The organism is Rhodovulum viride (genome assembly GCF_003265965.1).
Taxonomy (GTDB): Bacteria; Pseudomonadota; Alphaproteobacteria; order Rhodobacterales; family Rhodobacteraceae; genus Rhodovulum; species Rhodovulum kholense.
This window is the reverse complement of the sequence record NZ_MUAV01000028.1, coordinates 15306-31419: the sequence shown is the minus strand read 5'-3', so window position 1 is coordinate 31419 and position 16114 is coordinate 15306. Positions and strand designations below refer to the sequence as shown.

The 16114-nt window shown below is 68.7% G+C and carries 17 protein-coding genes and 1 tRNA gene; 5 read left to right on the top strand and 13 right to left on the bottom strand.

The genetic code is table 11. The annotated features are described in order from the left end of the window. Positions 1-28 precede the first annotated feature (28 nt). From BYZ73_RS18125 to BYZ73_RS18090, 8 genes are all read right to left on the bottom strand, one after another. Entirely contained in the window at positions 29-1294 is a 1266-nt protein-coding gene (locus BYZ73_RS18125; RefSeq protein WP_112317161.1) for a glutamate-5-semialdehyde dehydrogenase, read from the bottom strand. Then, complete coding sequence (proB, locus tag BYZ73_RS18120; RefSeq protein WP_112317160.1) at positions 1291-2397, bottom strand: glutamate 5-kinase; 1107 nt, start codon at positions 2395-2397, stop codon at positions 1291-1293. Before proB ends, BYZ73_RS18125 begins: the two co-directional genes overlap by 4 nt. Continuing rightward, entirely contained in the window at positions 2385-3425 is a 1041-nt protein-coding gene (gene obgE / locus BYZ73_RS18115; protein ID WP_108026966.1) for a GTPase ObgE, read from the bottom strand. Before obgE ends, proB begins: the two co-directional genes overlap by 13 nt. Continuing rightward, positions 3412-3963: a GNAT family N-acetyltransferase gene (locus tag BYZ73_RS18110; RefSeq protein WP_112317159.1), complete on the bottom strand. Its 552-nt coding sequence runs from the start codon at positions 3961-3963 to the stop codon at positions 3412-3414. The genes obgE and BYZ73_RS18110 overlap by 14 nt, the downstream gene beginning before the upstream one ends. A gap of 3 nt (positions 3964-3966) precedes the next feature. Beyond that, the gene (locus BYZ73_RS18105) at positions 3967-4506 is read right to left on the bottom strand and encodes a GNAT family N-acetyltransferase (protein WP_108026962.1); all 540 of its coding nucleotides are present in this window, start codon (positions 4504-4506) and stop codon (positions 3967-3969) included. A 323-nt stretch (positions 4507-4829) separates the two neighbouring features. Then, positions 4830-5099, bottom strand: coding sequence for a 50S ribosomal protein L27 (gene rpmA, locus BYZ73_RS18100; RefSeq protein WP_075785608.1), 270 nt, complete (start codon positions 5097-5099; stop codon positions 4830-4832). A gap of 18 nt (positions 5100-5117) precedes the next feature. Continuing rightward, positions 5118-5753 (bottom strand): 50S ribosomal protein L21, encoded by a 636-nt coding sequence (locus tag BYZ73_RS18095; RefSeq protein ID WP_112317157.1) that lies wholly within the window; start codon positions 5751-5753, stop codon positions 5118-5120. A 257-nt stretch (positions 5754-6010) separates the two neighbouring features. Beyond that, complete coding sequence (locus tag BYZ73_RS18090) at positions 6011-6838, bottom strand: DUF2059 domain-containing protein (RefSeq protein WP_112317154.1); 828 nt, start codon at positions 6836-6838, stop codon at positions 6011-6013. A gap of 158 nt (positions 6839-6996) precedes the next feature. Here BYZ73_RS18090 and BYZ73_RS18085 point away from each other — a divergent pair. Continuing rightward, positions 6997-7086 (top strand) — tRNA-Ser (locus BYZ73_RS18085). Positions 7087-7515: 429 nt separating this feature from the next. Here the strand turns inward: BYZ73_RS18085 and glmS are convergent. After that, complete coding sequence (gene glmS / locus BYZ73_RS18080; RefSeq protein WP_112317151.1) at positions 7516-9336, bottom strand: glutamine--fructose-6-phosphate transaminase (isomerizing); 1821 nt, start codon at positions 9334-9336, stop codon at positions 7516-7518. A 33-nt stretch (positions 9337-9369) separates the two neighbouring features. Then, the gene (gene glmU / locus BYZ73_RS18075) at positions 9370-10719 is read right to left on the bottom strand and encodes a bifunctional UDP-N-acetylglucosamine diphosphorylase/glucosamine-1-phosphate N-acetyltransferase GlmU (protein ID WP_112317149.1); all 1350 of its coding nucleotides are present in this window, start codon (positions 10717-10719) and stop codon (positions 9370-9372) included. 127 nt (positions 10720-10846) lie between these two features. Between glmU and BYZ73_RS18070 the strand changes: the two genes are divergently transcribed. Next, positions 10847-11518, top strand: coding sequence for an HAD-IA family hydrolase (locus tag BYZ73_RS18070; protein ID WP_112317148.1), 672 nt, complete (start codon positions 10847-10849; stop codon positions 11516-11518). Between the two features lie 3 nt (positions 11519-11521). Then, positions 11522-12724: a DegT/DnrJ/EryC1/StrS family aminotransferase gene (locus BYZ73_RS18065; RefSeq protein WP_112317146.1), complete on the top strand. Its 1203-nt coding sequence runs from the start codon at positions 11522-11524 to the stop codon at positions 12722-12724. Here BYZ73_RS18065 and BYZ73_RS18060 read toward each other — a convergent pair. Beyond that, on the bottom strand, positions 12721-13242 hold the full coding sequence (locus tag BYZ73_RS18060; RefSeq protein WP_108026948.1) for a DUF3280 domain-containing protein: 522 nt from the start codon (positions 13240-13242) through the stop codon (positions 12721-12723). The genes BYZ73_RS18065 and BYZ73_RS18060 overlap by 4 nt on opposite strands. Before the next feature lie 155 nt (positions 13243-13397). Here BYZ73_RS18060 and BYZ73_RS18055 point away from each other — a divergent pair, with 155 nt between their 5' ends. Continuing rightward, positions 13398-14411: an AraC family transcriptional regulator gene (locus tag BYZ73_RS18055; protein ID WP_181498100.1), complete on the top strand. Its 1014-nt coding sequence runs from the start codon at positions 13398-13400 to the stop codon at positions 14409-14411. A 45-nt stretch (positions 14412-14456) separates the two neighbouring features. Here BYZ73_RS18055 and cysE read toward each other — a convergent pair whose 3' ends face one another. Together cysE and BYZ73_RS18045 are read right to left on the bottom strand one after the other, a co-directional pair. After that, on the bottom strand, positions 14457-15278 hold the full coding sequence (gene cysE / locus BYZ73_RS18050; RefSeq protein WP_108026945.1) for a serine O-acetyltransferase: 822 nt from the start codon (positions 15276-15278) through the stop codon (positions 14457-14459). Positions 15279-15427: 149 nt separating this feature from the next. Then, positions 15428-15736 carry a DUF7742 family protein gene (locus tag BYZ73_RS18045; RefSeq protein ID WP_112317142.1) on the bottom strand — a complete coding sequence of 103 codons (309 nt, stop codon included), beginning with the start codon at positions 15734-15736 and terminating at the stop codon, positions 15428-15430. On the opposite strand from BYZ73_RS18045, the gene BYZ73_RS24190 reads away from it, so the two are divergent. Then, the gene (locus BYZ73_RS24190; protein ID WP_371412527.1) at positions 15735-15854 is read left to right on the top strand and encodes a hypothetical protein; all 120 of its coding nucleotides are present in this window, start codon (positions 15735-15737) and stop codon (positions 15852-15854) included. The two genes, BYZ73_RS18045 and BYZ73_RS24190, sit on opposite strands and share 2 nt — an antisense overlap. Positions 15855-16114: the final 260 nt, after the last annotated feature.

Genomic DNA, 16114 nt, shown 5'->3' with positions numbered 1-16114 from the left:
GCCCCGGGGCCCGTCACACAGCCCGGGCTCAGGCCCGGAGCGTGCCGTCGCCTTCGACCAGATACTTGAAGCTGGTCAGCTGTTCGGCCCCGACCGGGCCGCGCGCATGCAGCTTGCCGGTCGCGATGCCGATCTCGGCGCCCATCCCGAATTCGCCGCCATCGGCGAACTGGGTCGAGGCGTTGCGCATCAGGATGGCGCTGTCGAGCCGTTCGAAGAACCGCGCCGCCGCTGCGTCATCCTCGGTCAGGATGGCGTCGGTATGGCCCGATCCGAAGGTGCGGATATGCTCGATGGCGCTGTCGATATCGCCCACCACCTTGGCGGCGATGTCCATGTCGAGATATTCGCGCCCCCAATCCTCGGCGGTGGCGGGCATTGTGCCCGGCAGCCGGGCCAGCGCCTTGTCGGCATGGACCCGCACCCCGGCCTTGACCAGCGCCGCGACCAGATCGGCCCCCAGCGACTTGGCCACGTCCTTGTGAATCAGCAGGCATTCGGCCGCGCCGCAGATGCCGGTGCGCCGGGTCTTGGCATTCAGCACCACCGACAGCGCCTTGGCCGGATCGGCGGCCTTGTCGACATAGATATGCACGATGCCCTCGAGATGGGCGAAGACCGGCACCCGCGCCTCGCGCTGAACGAGGCCCACAAGTCCCTTGCCGCCGCGCGGCACGATCACGTCGATATATTTCGTCATGGTCAGCATTTCGCTGACCGCGGCGCGGTCGCGGGTCGGCACGCGCTGGATCGCGTCCTCGGGCAGCCGCGCCTTGGCAAGCCCCGCCACCAGACAGTCGTGCAGCGCCCCCGAGGAATGGAAGCTTTCCGAGCCGCCGCGCAGGATCACCGCATTTCCGGCCTTCAGGCACAGTGCGCCCGCATCGGCGGTGACATTGGGCCGGCTTTCATAGATCACGCCGATCACGCCCAGAGGCGTGCGCACCCGGCGGATATGCAGCCCCGAGGGCATGTCCCATTCCGCCATCACTTGTCCCACCGGGTCGGGCTGGGCGGCAACCGCACGCAGGCCCGCGGCAATGGCCTCGATCCGGGCCTCGTTCAGCATCAGCCGGTCCAGCATGGCCGGGGTCAGTTCCTTGTCGCGGCCATATTCCATGTCGGTCGCGTTTTCGGCCAGGATCCTGGCCTTGTGGCTCAGAACGGCCTTGGCCGCAGCCTCCAGCGCCGTGCGCTTGGCCGCTGCGGGCGCAAAGGCCAGTTCGGCCGCCGCCGCCCTGGCGCGTGCGCCGAGATCGGCCATGAGGGCGTGAATGTCGATGATGTCCTTCATGTCGCCATGTCGTCCCTGTGGATCAGCGCCGCGCGCCCGGGATAACCGAGGATCGACTCGATCTCGCCCGAGCGGCACCCCTTGATGAGCCGCGCCTCGGCGGAAGTATAGCGCGAAAGCCCGGTGCCAAGACCCTCGCCCTGCGGGCCGAGGATCGCGACCGGCTCGCCCCGGCCGAAATCCCCGGTCACTTCGGTCACGCCCGCGGGCAGAAGCGACTTGCCGCTTTTCAGCGCCCCGGCCGCACCGGCATCGACCCGCAGAAAGCCGTGCGGCTTCATCGCCGCGATCCAGCCCTTGCGGGCCGCGCGCGGGTCGCCCTTGGGGCGGAACCAGGTGCAGGCCGCGCCCTCATCCAGCGCCTTCAGGGGCCGCATCCGCGAGCCTTCGGTGATCGCCAGCGCGCAGCCCGCGCCGGTCGCGGTCCTGGCGGCCATAAGCTTGGTCTTCATGCCGCCCTTCGACAGGCCCGATCCCGCATCGCCCGCCATCGCCTCGATCTCGGGCGTGATCTCCTCGATCAGGTCGAAACGGTGCGCCTCGGGGTCCTGCATCGGGTTCGCGGTATAGAACCCGTCGACATCGGACAGCAGAACCGCGACATCGGCCCCGACCGTCACCGCCACCTGCGCCGCCAGCCGGTCATTGTCGCCAAAGCGGATCTCGTCGGTGGCGATGGTGTCGTTCTCGTTCACGATGGGCACCGCGCCGAAACCCAGAAGCGTCTCCATCGTGGCGCGGGAATTCAGATAGCGCCGCCGGTCCTCGGAATCCTCCAGCGTCACCAGCACCTGCGCGGTGGTGATGCCATGCGGTTCAAGGCAGTCCTCATAGGCCCGCGCCAGCCGGATCTGGCCGACCGCGGCGGCCGCCTGGCTTTGCTCCAGCGCCAGCGTGCCAAGCCCGAGCCCCAGCACCCCGCGCCCCAGCGCGATCGAGCCCGACGAGACCAGCACCACATCGGTGCCGCGCGCCTTGATCATCGCCACGTCCTGGGCCAACCCCTTCAGCCAGTCGGCGCGCAGGCTTCCGGTGGCACGGTCGACCAGAAGCGCCGAGCCGATCTTGACGACCAGCCGCCGGGCCGAACTCAGGGACGCCACGCTTCGCCCTCCCCGTCGTCCTCGGCCTTGAGGCGCAGCCGGTCCTCGTCGATCTCGGCACGGAGCGCGCGCAGCACCTCGGTCACGCCCTCGCGCGACACCCCCGACATCAGCATCACCGGACCGCCGGTCGCCTCTTCGAGGGCGGCGCGTTTCTCGGCGCGTTCGTCGTCGTCCAGACTGTCGATCTTGTTCAGCACCGTCACCCGCGGCTTGTCGGCCAGATCGCCGCCGTAAAGTTCAAGCTCGGTCAGCACGGTGTCCCAGTCGGCAGCGACATCCTCGGACGTGGCATCGATCAGATGCAGAAGCACCGCACAGCGTTCGACATGGCCGAGAAAGCGGTCCCCGATGCCGCGCCCCTCATGGGCGCCCTCGATCAGCCCGGGAATGTCGGCGATGACGAATTCGGCCCCGTCGACGCCGACCACGCCCAGATTCGGATGCAGCGTGGTGAAGGGATAGTCGGCAATCTTCGGCCGGGCGTTAGAGGTCGCGGCCAGGAAGGTCGACTTGCCGGCATTGGGCAGCCCCAGGAGCCCGGCATCGGCGATCAGCTTGAGCCGCAGCCACAGCGTGCGCTCGACCCCTTCCTGCCCGGAATTGGCGCGGCGCGGCGCCTGGTTGGTCGAGGTCTTGAAATGCAGGTTGCCCCAGCCGCCATTGCCGCCCTGCGCCAGCAGCACGCGCTGGCCCAGCTCGGTCATGTCGGCGACCACGGTCTCTTCGTCCTCTTCGAGGATCTCGGTCCCGACCGGCACCTTCAACACCATGTCCGCGCCCGAGGCGCCCGATTTCTGGCGACCCATGCCGCCCTGCCCGTTCTGGGCGAAGAAATGCTGCTGGTAGCGGAAGTCGATCAGGGTGTTCAGCCCCTCGACCGCCTCGACCCAGACATCGCCGCCCCGGCCGCCATCGCCGCCGTCGGGGCCGCCGAATTCGACGTACTTCTCGCGGCGGAAGCTGATACAGCCGTTCCCGCCGCTGCCCGAGCGGATATAGACCTTTGCAAGGTCAAGGAATTTCATGACGAGCCTCGAATTTTGCGCGTATCAGGCGATAGTGGATATTGGGCGCGGGCTCAAGCCGCGCCAGCGACCGCCCCGCCCCACGGCCGAGCCGTTCGAAGCCAAGCTTCTCGAGCACGCGGCCCGATCCCGGGTTGTCGGCGAAATGATCGGCCGCCAGAACGTCGAGCCCGCGAAACCGCGCGAAGGCCGCAGCCACGAAGGCCTTCGCCGCTTCGGTGGCATAACCCTGCCCCCAGACCGCTGGATCGAGGAAATAGGCCAGCATCGCCGGCGCGCCCCCAAGCCCGGCGACCCCCACCAGCCCCGAGCCGCGCCGTTCGATGGCCAGCCGGAACCCGGGCTCGCCCCGGAACCGCGACCGGGCGATCCAGTCGGCCGCCTGGGACCGAGTCCAGCGCACGGGAAGCGTCGACATCATCTGGGACACCCGCCGGTCGCGGCCGATCCGCAGCAAAGGGGTCACGTCCTCGGGCCGGAACTCCCTCAGGATCAGGCGCGGCGTCTCGACCCTGAAACCGTCCGCCGCACCCGTCATCGCTCAGCCAAGCTTCTTCAGATAGGTCCAGGTGGCCACCTTGGCCTCCCGCGCGACCGAATAAGCCTCGGCATCGCCGATATATTCGAACCCGGCATTGGTCAGCACCCGGGCCGAGCCGGGATTGTCCTGAAAGACCTCGGCGAAGACCGTCTTGGCCTTCTGCGGATTGGCCGTCAGAAGCGCGCCCACCGCCTCGGAGGCGATGCCGGTATTCCAGAAGGCGGGCGCGACCCAGTAGCCGATCTCGGACTGGTCGCGTTCCATCCGGTCGAGCGCGATCACGCCCAGCACCTCGGACAGCCCCTGTTCGGCCCCGTCCATGACCCAGACATCCTCGCTGCGCTCGGGGTCCTGGGCGCGCTGGATGAAGGCCTCGGTCGCGCCGGGCGGCAGCGGATGCGGAATCGAGCGGGTGAAACGCGCCACGCGGAGGTCGCCGCTGTAAAGCGACAGCAGCCCGGCATCGGACCGGCGCACCGGACGCAACACGAAGCGTTCGGCCGCGATCGCGGGCTGGGGGGGGATCAGGTCGAGTTTCATGGCTTGCCTCCTCCGAACGGCGCCGGATTCTCCCGGTGACCGGATATGCCGGGGCGCGGCGCGAAACATGCACGCCCCGGACCTGTCTCAAACGCCCGGGACGCGCGTCCTTCCACGCACCCCGCGCCACGGTCGCCCGCGACCAAGATGGGTCCCGCCCCGGTCCACTGCAAGGCGCGGAGCCGGGTCCCGCAGCGGCCATCCGGCCGCCAGATCCCCGAAACGCATGGGGGCTTCATCTACCCGAGCTCCGTTTAGAAAAACAAAAAGGGGACCGGCGCCCTGCCGATCCCCCAATTTGTGATTTGCCCTGAGGTTTCGGCTTACTCGGCGGCCTCCGCCACCGGGAGAACCGAAATGAAGGTGCGGCCCTTGAGGCCCTTCTTGAAGGTCACGGCGCCTTCGCAGGTCGCAAAGATGGTGTGATCCCGGCCCATGCCAACGCCTTCGCCCGGCCAGAACTTGGTGCCGCGCTGACGGACGATGATGTTGCCCGACGCGGCCGCCTGGCCGCCATAGATCTTCACGCCAAGACGGCGCCCGGCAGAGTCGCGACCGTTACGCGAGGAGCCGCCTGCTTTCTTGTGTGCCATGTCGTCCTCTCCTCTCGCTTAGGCCTTCTTGGCCAGGTCCTTGGCAAGCGCCACCCAGCCATCATTCACGATCTTGCCCTTCAGGCCGAGACGCGAATCCATCGCGGCAGCCTGCTCGTCGGTCCAGGCGGCGATCTGCGCGAAGCGGGTGATCCCGGCCTCATGCAGTTTCTTTTCCATCGCCGGGCCGACGCCGGGCAGTTTCTTCAGGTCGTCGCCTGCGGGCGCAGCGGCTTCGGCCGGAGCCTCGGCCTTGGCGGCCTTGGCAGCCTTCGGCTCGGTCGCGGCAACCGCAGCCCCCGACACCGAGCCGGACCCGATCGCGGCCTTCACGCCGGTCGCGGCGGCGCCCGAGGCCAGGATCTCGGTCACGCGCAGCAGCGTCAGCTGCTGACGGTGGCCCTTGGTGCGCTGCGAGCTGTGCTTGCGGCGGCGCTTGACGAAGTGGATGACCTTGTCGCCCTTGATCTGGTCGATCACGGTGGCCTGCACCGCGGCGCCCTCGACGGTCGGCGTGCCGACCTGCCCGTCCACCATCAGGATCTCGTTGAACTGAACCGTCTCACCGGCTTCGGCAGCAAGCTTCTCGACGCGCAGCACGTCACCCGACTGCACCTTGTACTGCTTGCCACCGGTCTTGAGGACCGCAAACATCGGCCATTTCCTTCTTGTCGCCGCGTCCTTCGGCCCCGCCCCTGGCGGTGTTTCTGCGCTTGCGCACGCCCCGGACAGCGCGCCCCTATCGGGGCGATGTCTATGTTTCGTCAATGTCGAACGGCCCGTCATGCGCGCGAACGCAAAGACTGCGTACGAACGCTTGCCGGGCCAGAGCCATGCGTATCGGCGATTTCGGCCGTCAAGTCAAGCCCGCTCGGGAACCGCCCGGGACCGGACCGGCCGCAGAACGGGCGCTAAAGATCCTGCCCGGCGATGAACCGCGCCGCGGCCAGCCCAAGATCGTGCGAGATGCTCTGGAAGGCCGCCTCGAACCCCTCGAAGAGCGCGTCGTTCAGGTCCTGCCCGGGGCGGGTCTCGGACAACCGGATATAGGCTTCCATCGTCGCGTCGTCGAGCGGCGCGTAGGCCATCGCCAGATACGAGAAAAGCCAGGTCCGCGTATCCTCGCGAATCTCGGGCTCCTGGCGGCGGACATCGTCAAGGATCTGGTCCTCGGTCAGCGCATAATCGAAGGCCTGGCCATCGACGAGACCCGTGTAGAAGGCGTAATTGGCATTGAGCGCGCCCGCGACATTGGCCTCGATCAGCCCGTTCGCCGCGATGAACCGGCCCACCAGATCGAGCCGCGGATCGCCGTCGGCCTGCATCTCCTCCAGCCGCTCGCGACTGGCCTTGTCGACCTCGGGATCGAGCATCGCGCGCCGCGCCGACAGTTCCAGCGCCACGATCCGCGCGCCCTCGGGCGAGGCGAAGAAGGCGACCAGCGACTCGATCTCGTCGGCCTCCAATCGCGAGCGGAGGGCCTCCCGCATCGCATCCTCGATCCGCCCGGCATCGTAGATTCGCGCGACGGCCGCATCCCAGCGCGCGCCGCCACGGTCGGGGAAAAGGTCGGCTTCCAGCCCGTCGCCGTAGGCCAGCCCCTCTTCGCGCATGACCTCGACAAGATCCGGCAGCGCCAGCGCCTCGACGAGTCGCTGCACCTCGGGGTTGTCTTCGGCCCGGACCGGTCCCCCGGCAAAGGCGGCAATCAGGGCGGCGGCGGCGAAGAAACGTGACATCGGCGGGTCCGGGTTCGGGGGTGGTTCAGAGCTATCGCGAAGCGGCGGGAAATCCAACCATGTCTCGGGGTCCTTGCGAAGTTTCCCGTCCACGCGAAAAACGGTTGCACCCCGTCGCGGTTCCAACTAAATGACCGCTCCACAAGGCCACGGGCTGCGGAGAGGTGCCGGAGTGGTCGAACGGGGCGGTCTCGAAAACCGTTGAGCCTTCACGGGTTCCCAGGGTTCGAATCCCTGTCTCTCCGCCACTTCCTTCCCGAGATTTCTTGACATTGAAATGACCCGCCCCGGCGGGCCCGGGCTCTGCACGCAGCAGGGATCTGGTTTCCCACAAACGGCAGGGCCCGACGCATTGGCGTATATCGCTTGCTGCGCCGACCGGACCGGTCTCGCGACCAAAGTGCCGCCGGACAGGCCCCCCGGATCATGCAGGATTTCTGTCTCGCCTGCCCCGTTGCCGGCCGCCGCCCCACGCTTCCCGTCATGTGGCAGGGCCGCCCGGAGCGGCGTGCGTCGTCCTGGCCGCACCCCGAGGCGCGCCTGTTCTTCGCTGGATCGGGCAGCCCATCGGTCAGGGCAAGGCCATGGCCGCGCCCCTGTCGAGGTCATGCCCGATGCGGCCCCGTCGTGGCGGCGCGGGCGGGCGCGGTCTTTCGCCCGCGCCCGCTATTCGCCCGCTATTCGACGGTGACCGACTTGGCCAGGTTGCGGGGCTGATCGACGTCGGTGCCCTTGGCCACCGCCGTGTGATAGGCCAGAAGCTGCACCGGCAAGGCATACAGCATCGGGGCGAAAAGCTCGGGGGCCTCGGGCAGGACCAGCGTCTCCCACACCCCGCTGCCAGCCTCGGCCGCGCCGCGCGCATCGGTGATCAAAAGCACCGGGCCGCCGCGCGCCATCACCTCCTGCATGTTCGACACGGTCTTGTCGAACAGACGGTCATGGGGCGCCATCACGATCACCGGCACGGTCTTCTCGACGAGGGCGATGGGGCCGTGCTTGAGTTCGCCGCTGGCATAACCTTCGGCATGTATGTAGCTGATTTCCTTTAGTTTCAGCGCGCCTTCCAGAGCCAGCGGATACATCGCGCCGCGCCCGAGGAACAGCACGTCGGTGACCTCGGCCAGACGCCGGGCCAGAGCCTCGATCCGGTCCTGCAGGGCCAGCGCCGCGTTGAAGCGCCCCGGCATCGCACGAAGCGCCGTCAGATGGTCGGCCAGCGCCGCCGGTGACAGCCGCCCGCACTGCCGCGCGGCCTCAAGAGCCAGCAGCGCCAGAACGCCCAGCTGGCAGGTGAAAGCCTTGGTCGAGGCGACACCGATCTCGGCCCCCGCAAGGATTGGCAGCGCCAGGTCGCTTTCCCGCGCGATCGAGCTTTCGGCGACGTTGACCACCGAAACGATCCGGTCGGCCCGGCCCGCGCAATAGCGCAGCGCCGCCAGCGTGTCGGCGGTCTCGCCCGACTGGCTGACGAAGACCGCCAGCGTGCCTCCGGGAATCGGCGGCTCGCGATAGCGGAATTCCGAGGCCACATCGACATCGACCGGAAGCCCGGCCAGACGCTCGATCCAGTATTTGGCGGTCAGGCAGGCCAGATAGGCGGTTCCGCAAGCGACCATGGTGATCCGCGTCACGCCCGAAAAGTCGATGTCGCCGGGTAGCTCGATCCGGGTGCCCTCTTCGCCCAGATAATGGCGCAACGCATCGCCCAGAACGGCGGGCTGCTCGGCGATTTCCTTGGCCATGAAGTGCTTGTAGCCGCCCTTCTCGACCCGGGTGGCGTCGATCTCGATGGTGCGGACCTCGCGCAGGACCAGATCGCCCGTGGCGTCGAAGATCTCGACGCCCGCACGGGTGATGACAGCGCGGTCGCCCTCTTCGAGATAGGTGATGCGGTTCGTCAGCGGCGCCAGCGCGATGGCGTCCGAGCCCACGAACATCTCGCCATCGCCATGGCCCACCGCCAGCGGCGAGCCCTTGCGCGCCGCGATCATCAGATCGTCCTCGCCCTCGAACAGGAACAGCAGCGCGAAGGCGCCTTCCAGCCGGTCGAGCGCCCGCGCCGCCGCCTCGCGCGGGGCCAGCCCGTCGTCGAGATAGGTCTGGGTCAGATGCGCCACGGTCTCGGTATCGGTGTCGCTTTCAAAGCCGATGCCCTGCCCGCCCAGCTCGTCCCGCAGCGCGCGGAAATTCTCGATGATCCCGTTATGCACCACCGCGACGCGGCGGGCGCGCTGGGGATGGGCGTTGGCGAGGGTGGGCGCGCCATGGGTGGCCCAGCGGGTATGGCCGATCCCGGCCTTGCCGGGCAGCGGCTCGTGGACCAGAAGGTCCGAGAGATTGACGAGCTTGCCCACCGCCCGGCGGCGGTCGAGCCGCCCGGCATTGACGGTGGCGATCCCGGCGCTGTCATAGCCCCGGTATTCGAGCCGCCCGAGCGCCGCCACCAGCAGCGGCGCGGCCTCGTGATCTCCCAGAACGCCGACGATTCCGCACATGCGATTTGCTCCGTATGGGGCGGGAAGGCCCGCCTAATGTCCCTTGCGTTTCGCCTTCTCGGCCCGCAGGCGGTCCATCAGCCGCCGCGCGAGCCCCGGCTTGACCTCTTGCCGCGCGCGGCCCAGCGCCAGCGCGTCGTCGGGCACGTTCGTGGTGATGACCGAGCCCGAGGCGGTCATGGCATGAGCGCCGATCCGCACCGGCGCCACCAGCATCGTGTCCGACCCGATGAAGGCATGGGCACCGATCTCGGTCCGGTGCTTGAAGACGCCGTCATAATTGCAGGTCACGGTGCCCGCGCCGATATTGGCGTGCTCGCCCACCGTGGCGTCGCCGATATAGGACAGGTGGTTGACCTTGGCGCCCTCGGCCACCTGCGCGTTCTTGATCTCGACGAAGTTGCCGACCCGGACGTCCTCGGCCAGTTCAGCCCCGGGGCGCAGCCGGGCGAAGGGCCCGACGACGGCGCCACGACTGACATGACAACCTTCAAGATGCGAAAAGGCGCGGATCCGGGCGCCGGATTCGACGGTGACATCGGCGCCGAAGATCACGTTGGGCTCGATCACGGCATCGCGGCCGATCACGGTGTCGAAGGCGAAGAAGACTGTGTCGGGCGCTGTCAGCGTCACCCCGTTGTCCAGCGCCTCGGCGCGCGCGCGGGCCTGAAAGGCGGCCTCGGCCGCGGCCAGATCGGCGCGCGAGTTGACGCCCAGCGTCTCGGCCTCGTCGCAGATCACGACACCGGCCGACAGCCCGCGGGCGCGGGCCAGCCCGACCACGTCGGTCAGGTAGTATTCGCCCGCCGCATTGTCGTTCGACAGCGCGCCGATCAGCTCGAACAGGGTCACGCAATCGGCCGCGATCACGCCCGAATTGCACAGGGTCAGGGCGCGTTCGGCCTCGGTCGCGTCCGTATATTCGACGATCCGGTCGAGGGTCTCCCCCGCCATCACCAGCCGCCCGTAGCGCTTGGGGTCGGCGGCATGAAAGCCCAGCACCACCACCGCATGATCGGCGCGCGCCGCCATCATCGCCTCGAGCGTCTCTGGCCGGATGAAGGGGGTGTCGCCGTAAAGCACGATCGCGTCGCCCGAAAACCCGTCCAGCGCGGGGCGGGCCTGGGCCACGGCATGGCCGGTGCCAAGCTGCTCGGTCTGCTCGACGACGGCGACCTCGGGGTCGATGTCGAGTGCCGCGACGCGCACCGCCTCGGCCTGATGTCCGGTCACGACAACGGTCAGGGCCGGGTCGAGCGCGCGGCCGGCCGCCATCGCATGGGCCAGAAGCGGCGCTCCGGCGACCTCGTGCAGCACCTTGGCACGGTCGGACATCATCCGGCTGCCCTGGCCGGCGGCCAGGAGGATCAGGGCGGTGGGCATGGGGGTATCTGCTCTTTCCTTTTTCTCGTCCCCCTTTTATCGCGGTTCCTGCGGTTCGCAACCGGCGGCCGCTTCACTTGGCATTTCGCTCTGTTACAGGGGCGGCGAACGGAAGGACGAGGCGCGGATGCGGACGGTGATCTTTGATCTGGACGGCACCCTGGCCGATACCAGCCACGACCTTATCGACGCGGCCAATGCCTGTTTCGATACGCTGGGAAAGGGCCGCCCGCTGGACCCCAAGGCCGATGCCGCCACCGCCTTTCTTGGCGGGCGGGCGATGCTGCGGCTGGGCTTTGAGCGTCTGGGGAAGATCGGCGAAGAGGCGCCGGTGGCCGAGCAGTTTCCCCTATTCCTCGACCATTACGCAGCCGGGCTCGACCGCCACACGCGGCTTTATCCGGGCGCGCGCGACGCGGTCGAGAGGCTGCGGGCCGCGGGCATCGCGGTCGGGATCTGCACCAACAAGCCCGAAGCCCTGGCCGAAGATCTGATGACCCGGCTCGGTGTGCGGGGGCTGTTCGCCTCGCTGGTGGGGGCCGACACGCTGCAGGTCAGAAAGCCCGACCCCGCACCTTACGTGCTGGCGGTCGAGCGCGCGGGCGGGCAGGTCGCGCACTCGCTTCTGGTCGGCGACAGTGCGACCGACCGCGCGACCGCGCGCGCCGCGGGCGTGCCCTGCGTGCTGGTGACCTTCGGCCCCGCCGCAGCCGAAATGCCCGGCCTCGTCCCCGAGGCGCTGATGGGGGGCTATGACGAGCTTGACGGCCTCGTCGCCCGCCTGCTGCCGGAACGCTGAGCCATGGTGCGCCGCTTCACCCGCAGCTTCACCCAGCAGGAACCGATATCCGAGGCCGCCATCGAGGCGGCGGTCGCGGTGCTGCGGCACGGGCGGCTGCATCGCTACAACCTCGCCGAGGGCGAGGCGGGCGAGGTTGCAGTGCTGGAGGAAGAGTTTGCGGGTTTCACCGGCGCTCGCTTCGCGCTGGCCGTGGCCTCGGGCGGCTATGCGCTGGCCTGCGCGCTCAGGGCGTTGCAGGTGCGCCCGGACGAGCCGGTTCTGACCAATGCCTTCACGCTGGCACCGGTGCCGGGGGCCATCGCCAGCCTCGGCGCGCGGCCGGTGCTGGTCGAGGTCACGCCCGATCTGGTCATCGACCTCGACCATCTTGAGGCCCGGATCGCCGAGACCGGGGCGCGGGTTCTGCTGCTGTCGCATATGCGCGGCCATATCTGCGACATGGACCGGCTGATGGCGATCTGCGATGGCGCCGGGGTGCGGGTGATCGAGGATTGCGCCCATACAATGGGGGCCGCCTGGAACGGCGTGGCCTCGGGGCGGCATGGCGCGATGGCCTGCTATTCGACCCAGACCTACAAGCATCTCAATTCCGGCGAGGGGGGACTGCTGATTTCCGACGACCCCGAGCTGATGGCCCGGGCCGTACTGCTGTCGGGGTCCTACATGATGTATCCGCGCCACCGCGCGGCCCCGGCACCCGAGGTCTTCGAGGGTCTCTGGACCGAGGTGCCCAACGTCTCGGGCCGGATGGACGCCCTTCGCGCCGCGATCCTCCGGCCGCAGCTTGCGGACCTGCCCGGCCGGATCGTCCGCTGGGCCGGGCTTTACCGCGCGCTTGAGAATGGACTGCGTGCCTCGCCGGGACTTGCGCTGATCGAGCGGCCCGCTGCTGAGAGCTTCGTCGGTTCGTCCTTCCAGGCCCGCCTGCCCGACTGGACGCCCGACCGGATCGAGGCCCTCGTTGCCCGCTGCGCCGCCCGCGGGGTCGAGCTGAAATGGTTCGGCGCGGCACAACCGCAGGGCTTCACGTCGCGCTATGCCCATTGGGGCTATGCGGCGCCCGAGCCCCTGCCCCGGACCGACCGCGTTCTGGCAGGTCTGATCGACCTGCGGTTGCCGCTGACCTTCACCCCGGAGGATTGCCGCGTCATCGCGGAGATCCTTGACGAAGAGATCCGGCGCGACAGCCCACGCAGTATCTAGTCGCCATCGAGCGCGGCGGTGCCCGGCAGCATCCGGTTCTTCATCAGCCAGGCAAGCCCGCGCCGCCAGGCTTCGTCGGTGTTGCCCCGGATATCGGTCTGGTAAAGCGCCAGCACCTCGCCTGTCCGGGTGTCGCGTTCGCGGATGACGATGGTCTGGACCAGGACCGACAGCTTCTGCACCGCGCCGGTAAAGGACCGCTCGGCGCCGAGCCGCGCGGCAATGTCCGCCTCACAGGCGTTGCAGCTGAAGGGATTTCCGTGAAGCGCCAGATCGGTCTCGGCGGTCGTCATATCCACCAGCCGGTAGCGCCCGCTTTGCGCGACAAGCGTGCGGAACGCATCCGACAGCATCCGCGCCCGCGCCCGTTCGGCCGCGTTGGTGGCGCCGAACTCGACCTCCTGACTGTAATTGACGAACTCGATGTCGAAGACCGCAACCGGCAACGGATCGGCCCGTGCCGAGGCTCCGAAGACACCGGCCAGGATCAGGATCGGGATAAGACGGCAAAGCGGCATGGGATGGCCCTCCTCCCGCTCAGGCTAAGGCTACGCGGCTTTGCGCGCTTGCCATTTCGTGCCACGCTGCGCGGGGAGGCGCCGATATGGGAGGATATGTCAGGGCCAGCGCGCTGGCGCCGATCAGAATGTGCGTGGGCCGTCTCGGCGGCAGGATGGACCGCATCCTGCGCGCAGTGGATCTGCCCGTCGGACTTCTCGACCGGCCCGAACTGGTGTTGCCCCTGAGCGATCACTACGCCGTCCTGCAGGCCGCGGGCCGCGACACCGGCAGCACGGATTTCGGAGCCGAGATGGGCGCGGCCGCCCGAATCGGGATGCTGGGCCGCTATGGTTCCGACGCGACCGCGGCTCCCACGCTTGGCGCCGCGATCCGGCGCGCCAATGGCACGCTGAACCGGATGATGCAGACCGATACCGATCTGGTGCTTTTCCGGCTGAGGCGGGGGGTGCGCTGGTCGATGGTCTTCCACACGCGCGGCGAGGCCGGGCGGTTCCAGAACGAATTGCTGGCCATCGGCTATCAACTCGACCTGCTTCGGCATTTTCTGGGGAAGGTCTGGTCGCCCAAGGCGATCCGCGTCCGCGACATCGACCGCGCGCGGATCGCCCATCTCGAACGGCTTTTTCGCGCCCCGGTGCGCGGGCCGGACCGAGGCGACAGCCCGGTTCCGGGCATCGATTTGGACGAACGGTGTCTTGCGGCCCTCAACCCAGCGGCGGGCATGGACGCGCCCTCGCACAACGCCGCGTCGGACATCATGCCAGCGGCCGCCGATCCCGTGGCCGGGGTGCGCGCCGCCATCCGGCTGGAGCTTTTGCGCGGGCGTCCCGGGCTCGACCGCGTCGCGGCCAGGCTCGGTCTGTCGCGGCGCAGCCTTCAGAGGCGGCTCGACCTCAGCGGTGAGACATGGAGCGCTCTGCTCGACACGGAACTGGTTCGCGAGGCCCAGAACCTGATGGCCAGCGACGGCCCCATCGCCGAGATCGCCGATCATCTGGGCTATGCCGACCCGGCGCATTTCACCCGGGCCTATCGCCGCTGGACCGGCTTTTCACCGCGCGCCCATCGCCGGATGATCCTCAGCGCCGCCGCGCCCGCACCTGTACCAGATCAAACCGCTGATGGCTGCCCCGCGCGTTTCAGGCGGGAAGACAGGCAAGCCTGAGCGTCAAACCTCCCCGCTCGGGATCATCGGACCCTCACCCGGCTTTCAGTCCTCGCTGCAGCCGCAGCCGCCAAGCCGGTGATCCATCATGACCGAGGGCTGGTCGCAGCCCGCCTCGCCCACAATCCGCGCGGGCACCCCGGCGACAGTCGAACAGGGCGGCACGTCCTGCAACACCACCGACCCCGCCGCGATCCGCGAGCAATGGCCGACATGGATGTTGCCCAGAACCTTGGCCCCGGCCCCGATCAGCACCCCGTCGCCGATTTTCGGGTGACGGTCGCCATCGTCCTTGCCGGTCCCGCCCAGCGTCACCGAATGCAGCATCGAGACGTTGTCGCCCACCACGGCGGTCTCGCCGATCACAATGGAATGGGCATGGTCGATCATGATCCCCTGCCCCATCCGCGCTGCCGGATGAATGTCGACGCCAAAGCATTCCGACACCCGCATCTGCACCAGATAGGCCATGTCCTGTCGGCCCCGCCGCCAAAGCCAGTGCCCCACCCGATAGGCTTGCAGGGCCTGGTACCCCTTGAAGAAGAGGATCGGCTGGATATAGCGATGGCAGGCCGGATCGCGGTCGTAGACCGCCGTCAGATCTGCCCGCGCCGCCCGGCCGAGCCCCGGATCGTCGGCATAGGCCGCATCGGCGATCTCGCGCAACAACTGCTCGGACATGTCGCCGGAGGAGAGCTTCATCGCAAAGCGGTAGGCCAGCGCGTCGTCGAACCCGGCATGGTGCAACAGGCTCGAATGCATCAGCCCGCCCAGCAGGGGTTCGGCGCGCACGGCCTCCTCGGCCTCGTCGCAGATCCGTTTCCAGACCGGGTCGAGTTCGGCAAGGCGCGGCTTGATCTCGGGCATGGGCGTTCCCTTTCGTGTGCGCCCCATCCTACAGCAGATCCGGCCCCGCTTCCAAGATCAAGCCGCACACGCGCGCAGACGTGACCGCGCCCGGCCCGCCCGGACGCCGAACCGACCTGCCGTCGCCCGTTTTCGCGGCGGCCTTCGGTTCAGCCCGGCTGCGGGAAGGCCGCCTTCCAGTCCCGCCAGGCCGCCAGCGCCGCGAAAACCTGCGCCAGGCAGCGGCAATACTCCGGCTCGTCCAGTGAGGGTTCGGGCGGCAGCGCCCCGCGCTGAACCAGTGCCATCAGCGATCCGTTTCCCCAGAGCGGATGGCCGCGCCCGAACCGCTTGCGATAGGCATCCGCCGCCTCGGCCCGCAAGAGCATCGCCTGGATCGCTCCGGCACGGTCGGCCTGCGGCAAGGCATAAAGCGCCCGCGCCGCGGCCACCGCATCTCCATGAAGCACCGGACGCATCCCGCCGCCTCAGACGCTGGCCGGAATCGTCAGTTCGGCGAAATGGACGGCAAGCCGCACGGTGCCGCCGGAAAAGTCGCCGCCCTCGGGCGTCAGGGTCAGCGGCATCGGCGCGTAGCCCGTCAGGGGCGAGCCCAGAACCCCGTGCACATAGGAATTGAGCCCCAGGCCCAGGCCCGAGCCGAATCGGTTGTCCGATCCGTCCGCGCCCAGCCGCCAGGCGGAAAGCGTGCCCGAGATCGCCTCGATCACGCGCCCGGTCACGCCGAAAACGGTCGCATGGGACGGGATCGCCACACCCGTGTCCTGCGCCCCTCCGGGCGTCAGGACATGGTCGAACTCCAGCACCCGCAGCGCAATACCTGCGCCCGAGGCCGA

Excerpts from the sequence above, each read along its gene's own strand:
- BYZ73_RS18110 (WP_112317159.1), bottom strand. The coding sequence starts at position 3,963 with ATGACGGGTGCGGCGGACGGTTTCAGGGTCGAGACGCCGCGCCTGATC.
- BYZ73_RS18095 (WP_112317157.1), bottom strand. The coding sequence starts at position 5,753 with ATGTTTGCGGTCCTCAAGACCGGTGGCAAGCAGTACAAGGTGCAGTCG.
- BYZ73_RS18060 (WP_108026948.1), bottom strand. The coding sequence starts at position 13,242 with ATGCCGCTTTGCCGTCTTATCCCGATCCTGATCCTGGCCGGTGTCTTC.
- BYZ73_RS18090 (WP_112317154.1), bottom strand. The coding sequence starts at position 6,838 with ATGTCACGTTTCTTCGCCGCCGCCGCCCTGATTGCCGCCTTTGCCGGG.
- rpmA (WP_075785608.1), bottom strand. The coding sequence starts at position 5,099 with ATGGCACACAAGAAAGCAGGCGGCTCCTCGCGTAACGGTCGCGACTCT.
- BYZ73_RS18125 (WP_112317161.1), bottom strand. The coding sequence starts at position 1,294 with ATGAAGGACATCATCGACATTCACGCCCTCATGGCCGATCTCGGCGCA.
- BYZ73_RS18045 (WP_112317142.1), bottom strand. The coding sequence starts at position 15,736 with ATGCGTCCGGTGCTTCATGGAGATGCGGTGGCCGCGGCGCGGGCGCTT.
- glmS (WP_112317151.1), bottom strand. The coding sequence starts at position 9,336 with ATGTGCGGAATCGTCGGCGTTCTGGGAGATCACGAGGCCGCGCCGCTG.
- BYZ73_RS18055 (WP_181498100.1), top strand. The coding sequence starts at position 13,398 with ATGGACCGCATCCTGCGCGCAGTGGATCTGCCCGTCGGACTTCTCGAC.
- BYZ73_RS18065 (WP_112317146.1), top strand. The coding sequence starts at position 11,522 with ATGGTGCGCCGCTTCACCCGCAGCTTCACCCAGCAGGAACCGATATCC.
- obgE (WP_108026966.1), bottom strand. The coding sequence starts at position 3,425 with ATGAAATTCCTTGACCTTGCAAAGGTCTATATCCGCTCGGGCAGCGGC.
- BYZ73_RS18105 (WP_108026962.1), bottom strand. The coding sequence starts at position 4,506 with ATGAAACTCGACCTGATCCCCCCCCAGCCCGCGATCGCGGCCGAACGC.
- BYZ73_RS18070 (WP_112317148.1), top strand. The coding sequence starts at position 10,847 with ATGCGGACGGTGATCTTTGATCTGGACGGCACCCTGGCCGATACCAGC.
- glmU (WP_112317149.1), bottom strand. The coding sequence starts at position 10,719 with ATGCCCACCGCCCTGATCCTCCTGGCCGCCGGCCAGGGCAGCCGGATG.
- cysE (WP_108026945.1), bottom strand. The coding sequence starts at position 15,278 with ATGCCCGAGATCAAGCCGCGCCTTGCCGAACTCGACCCGGTCTGGAAA.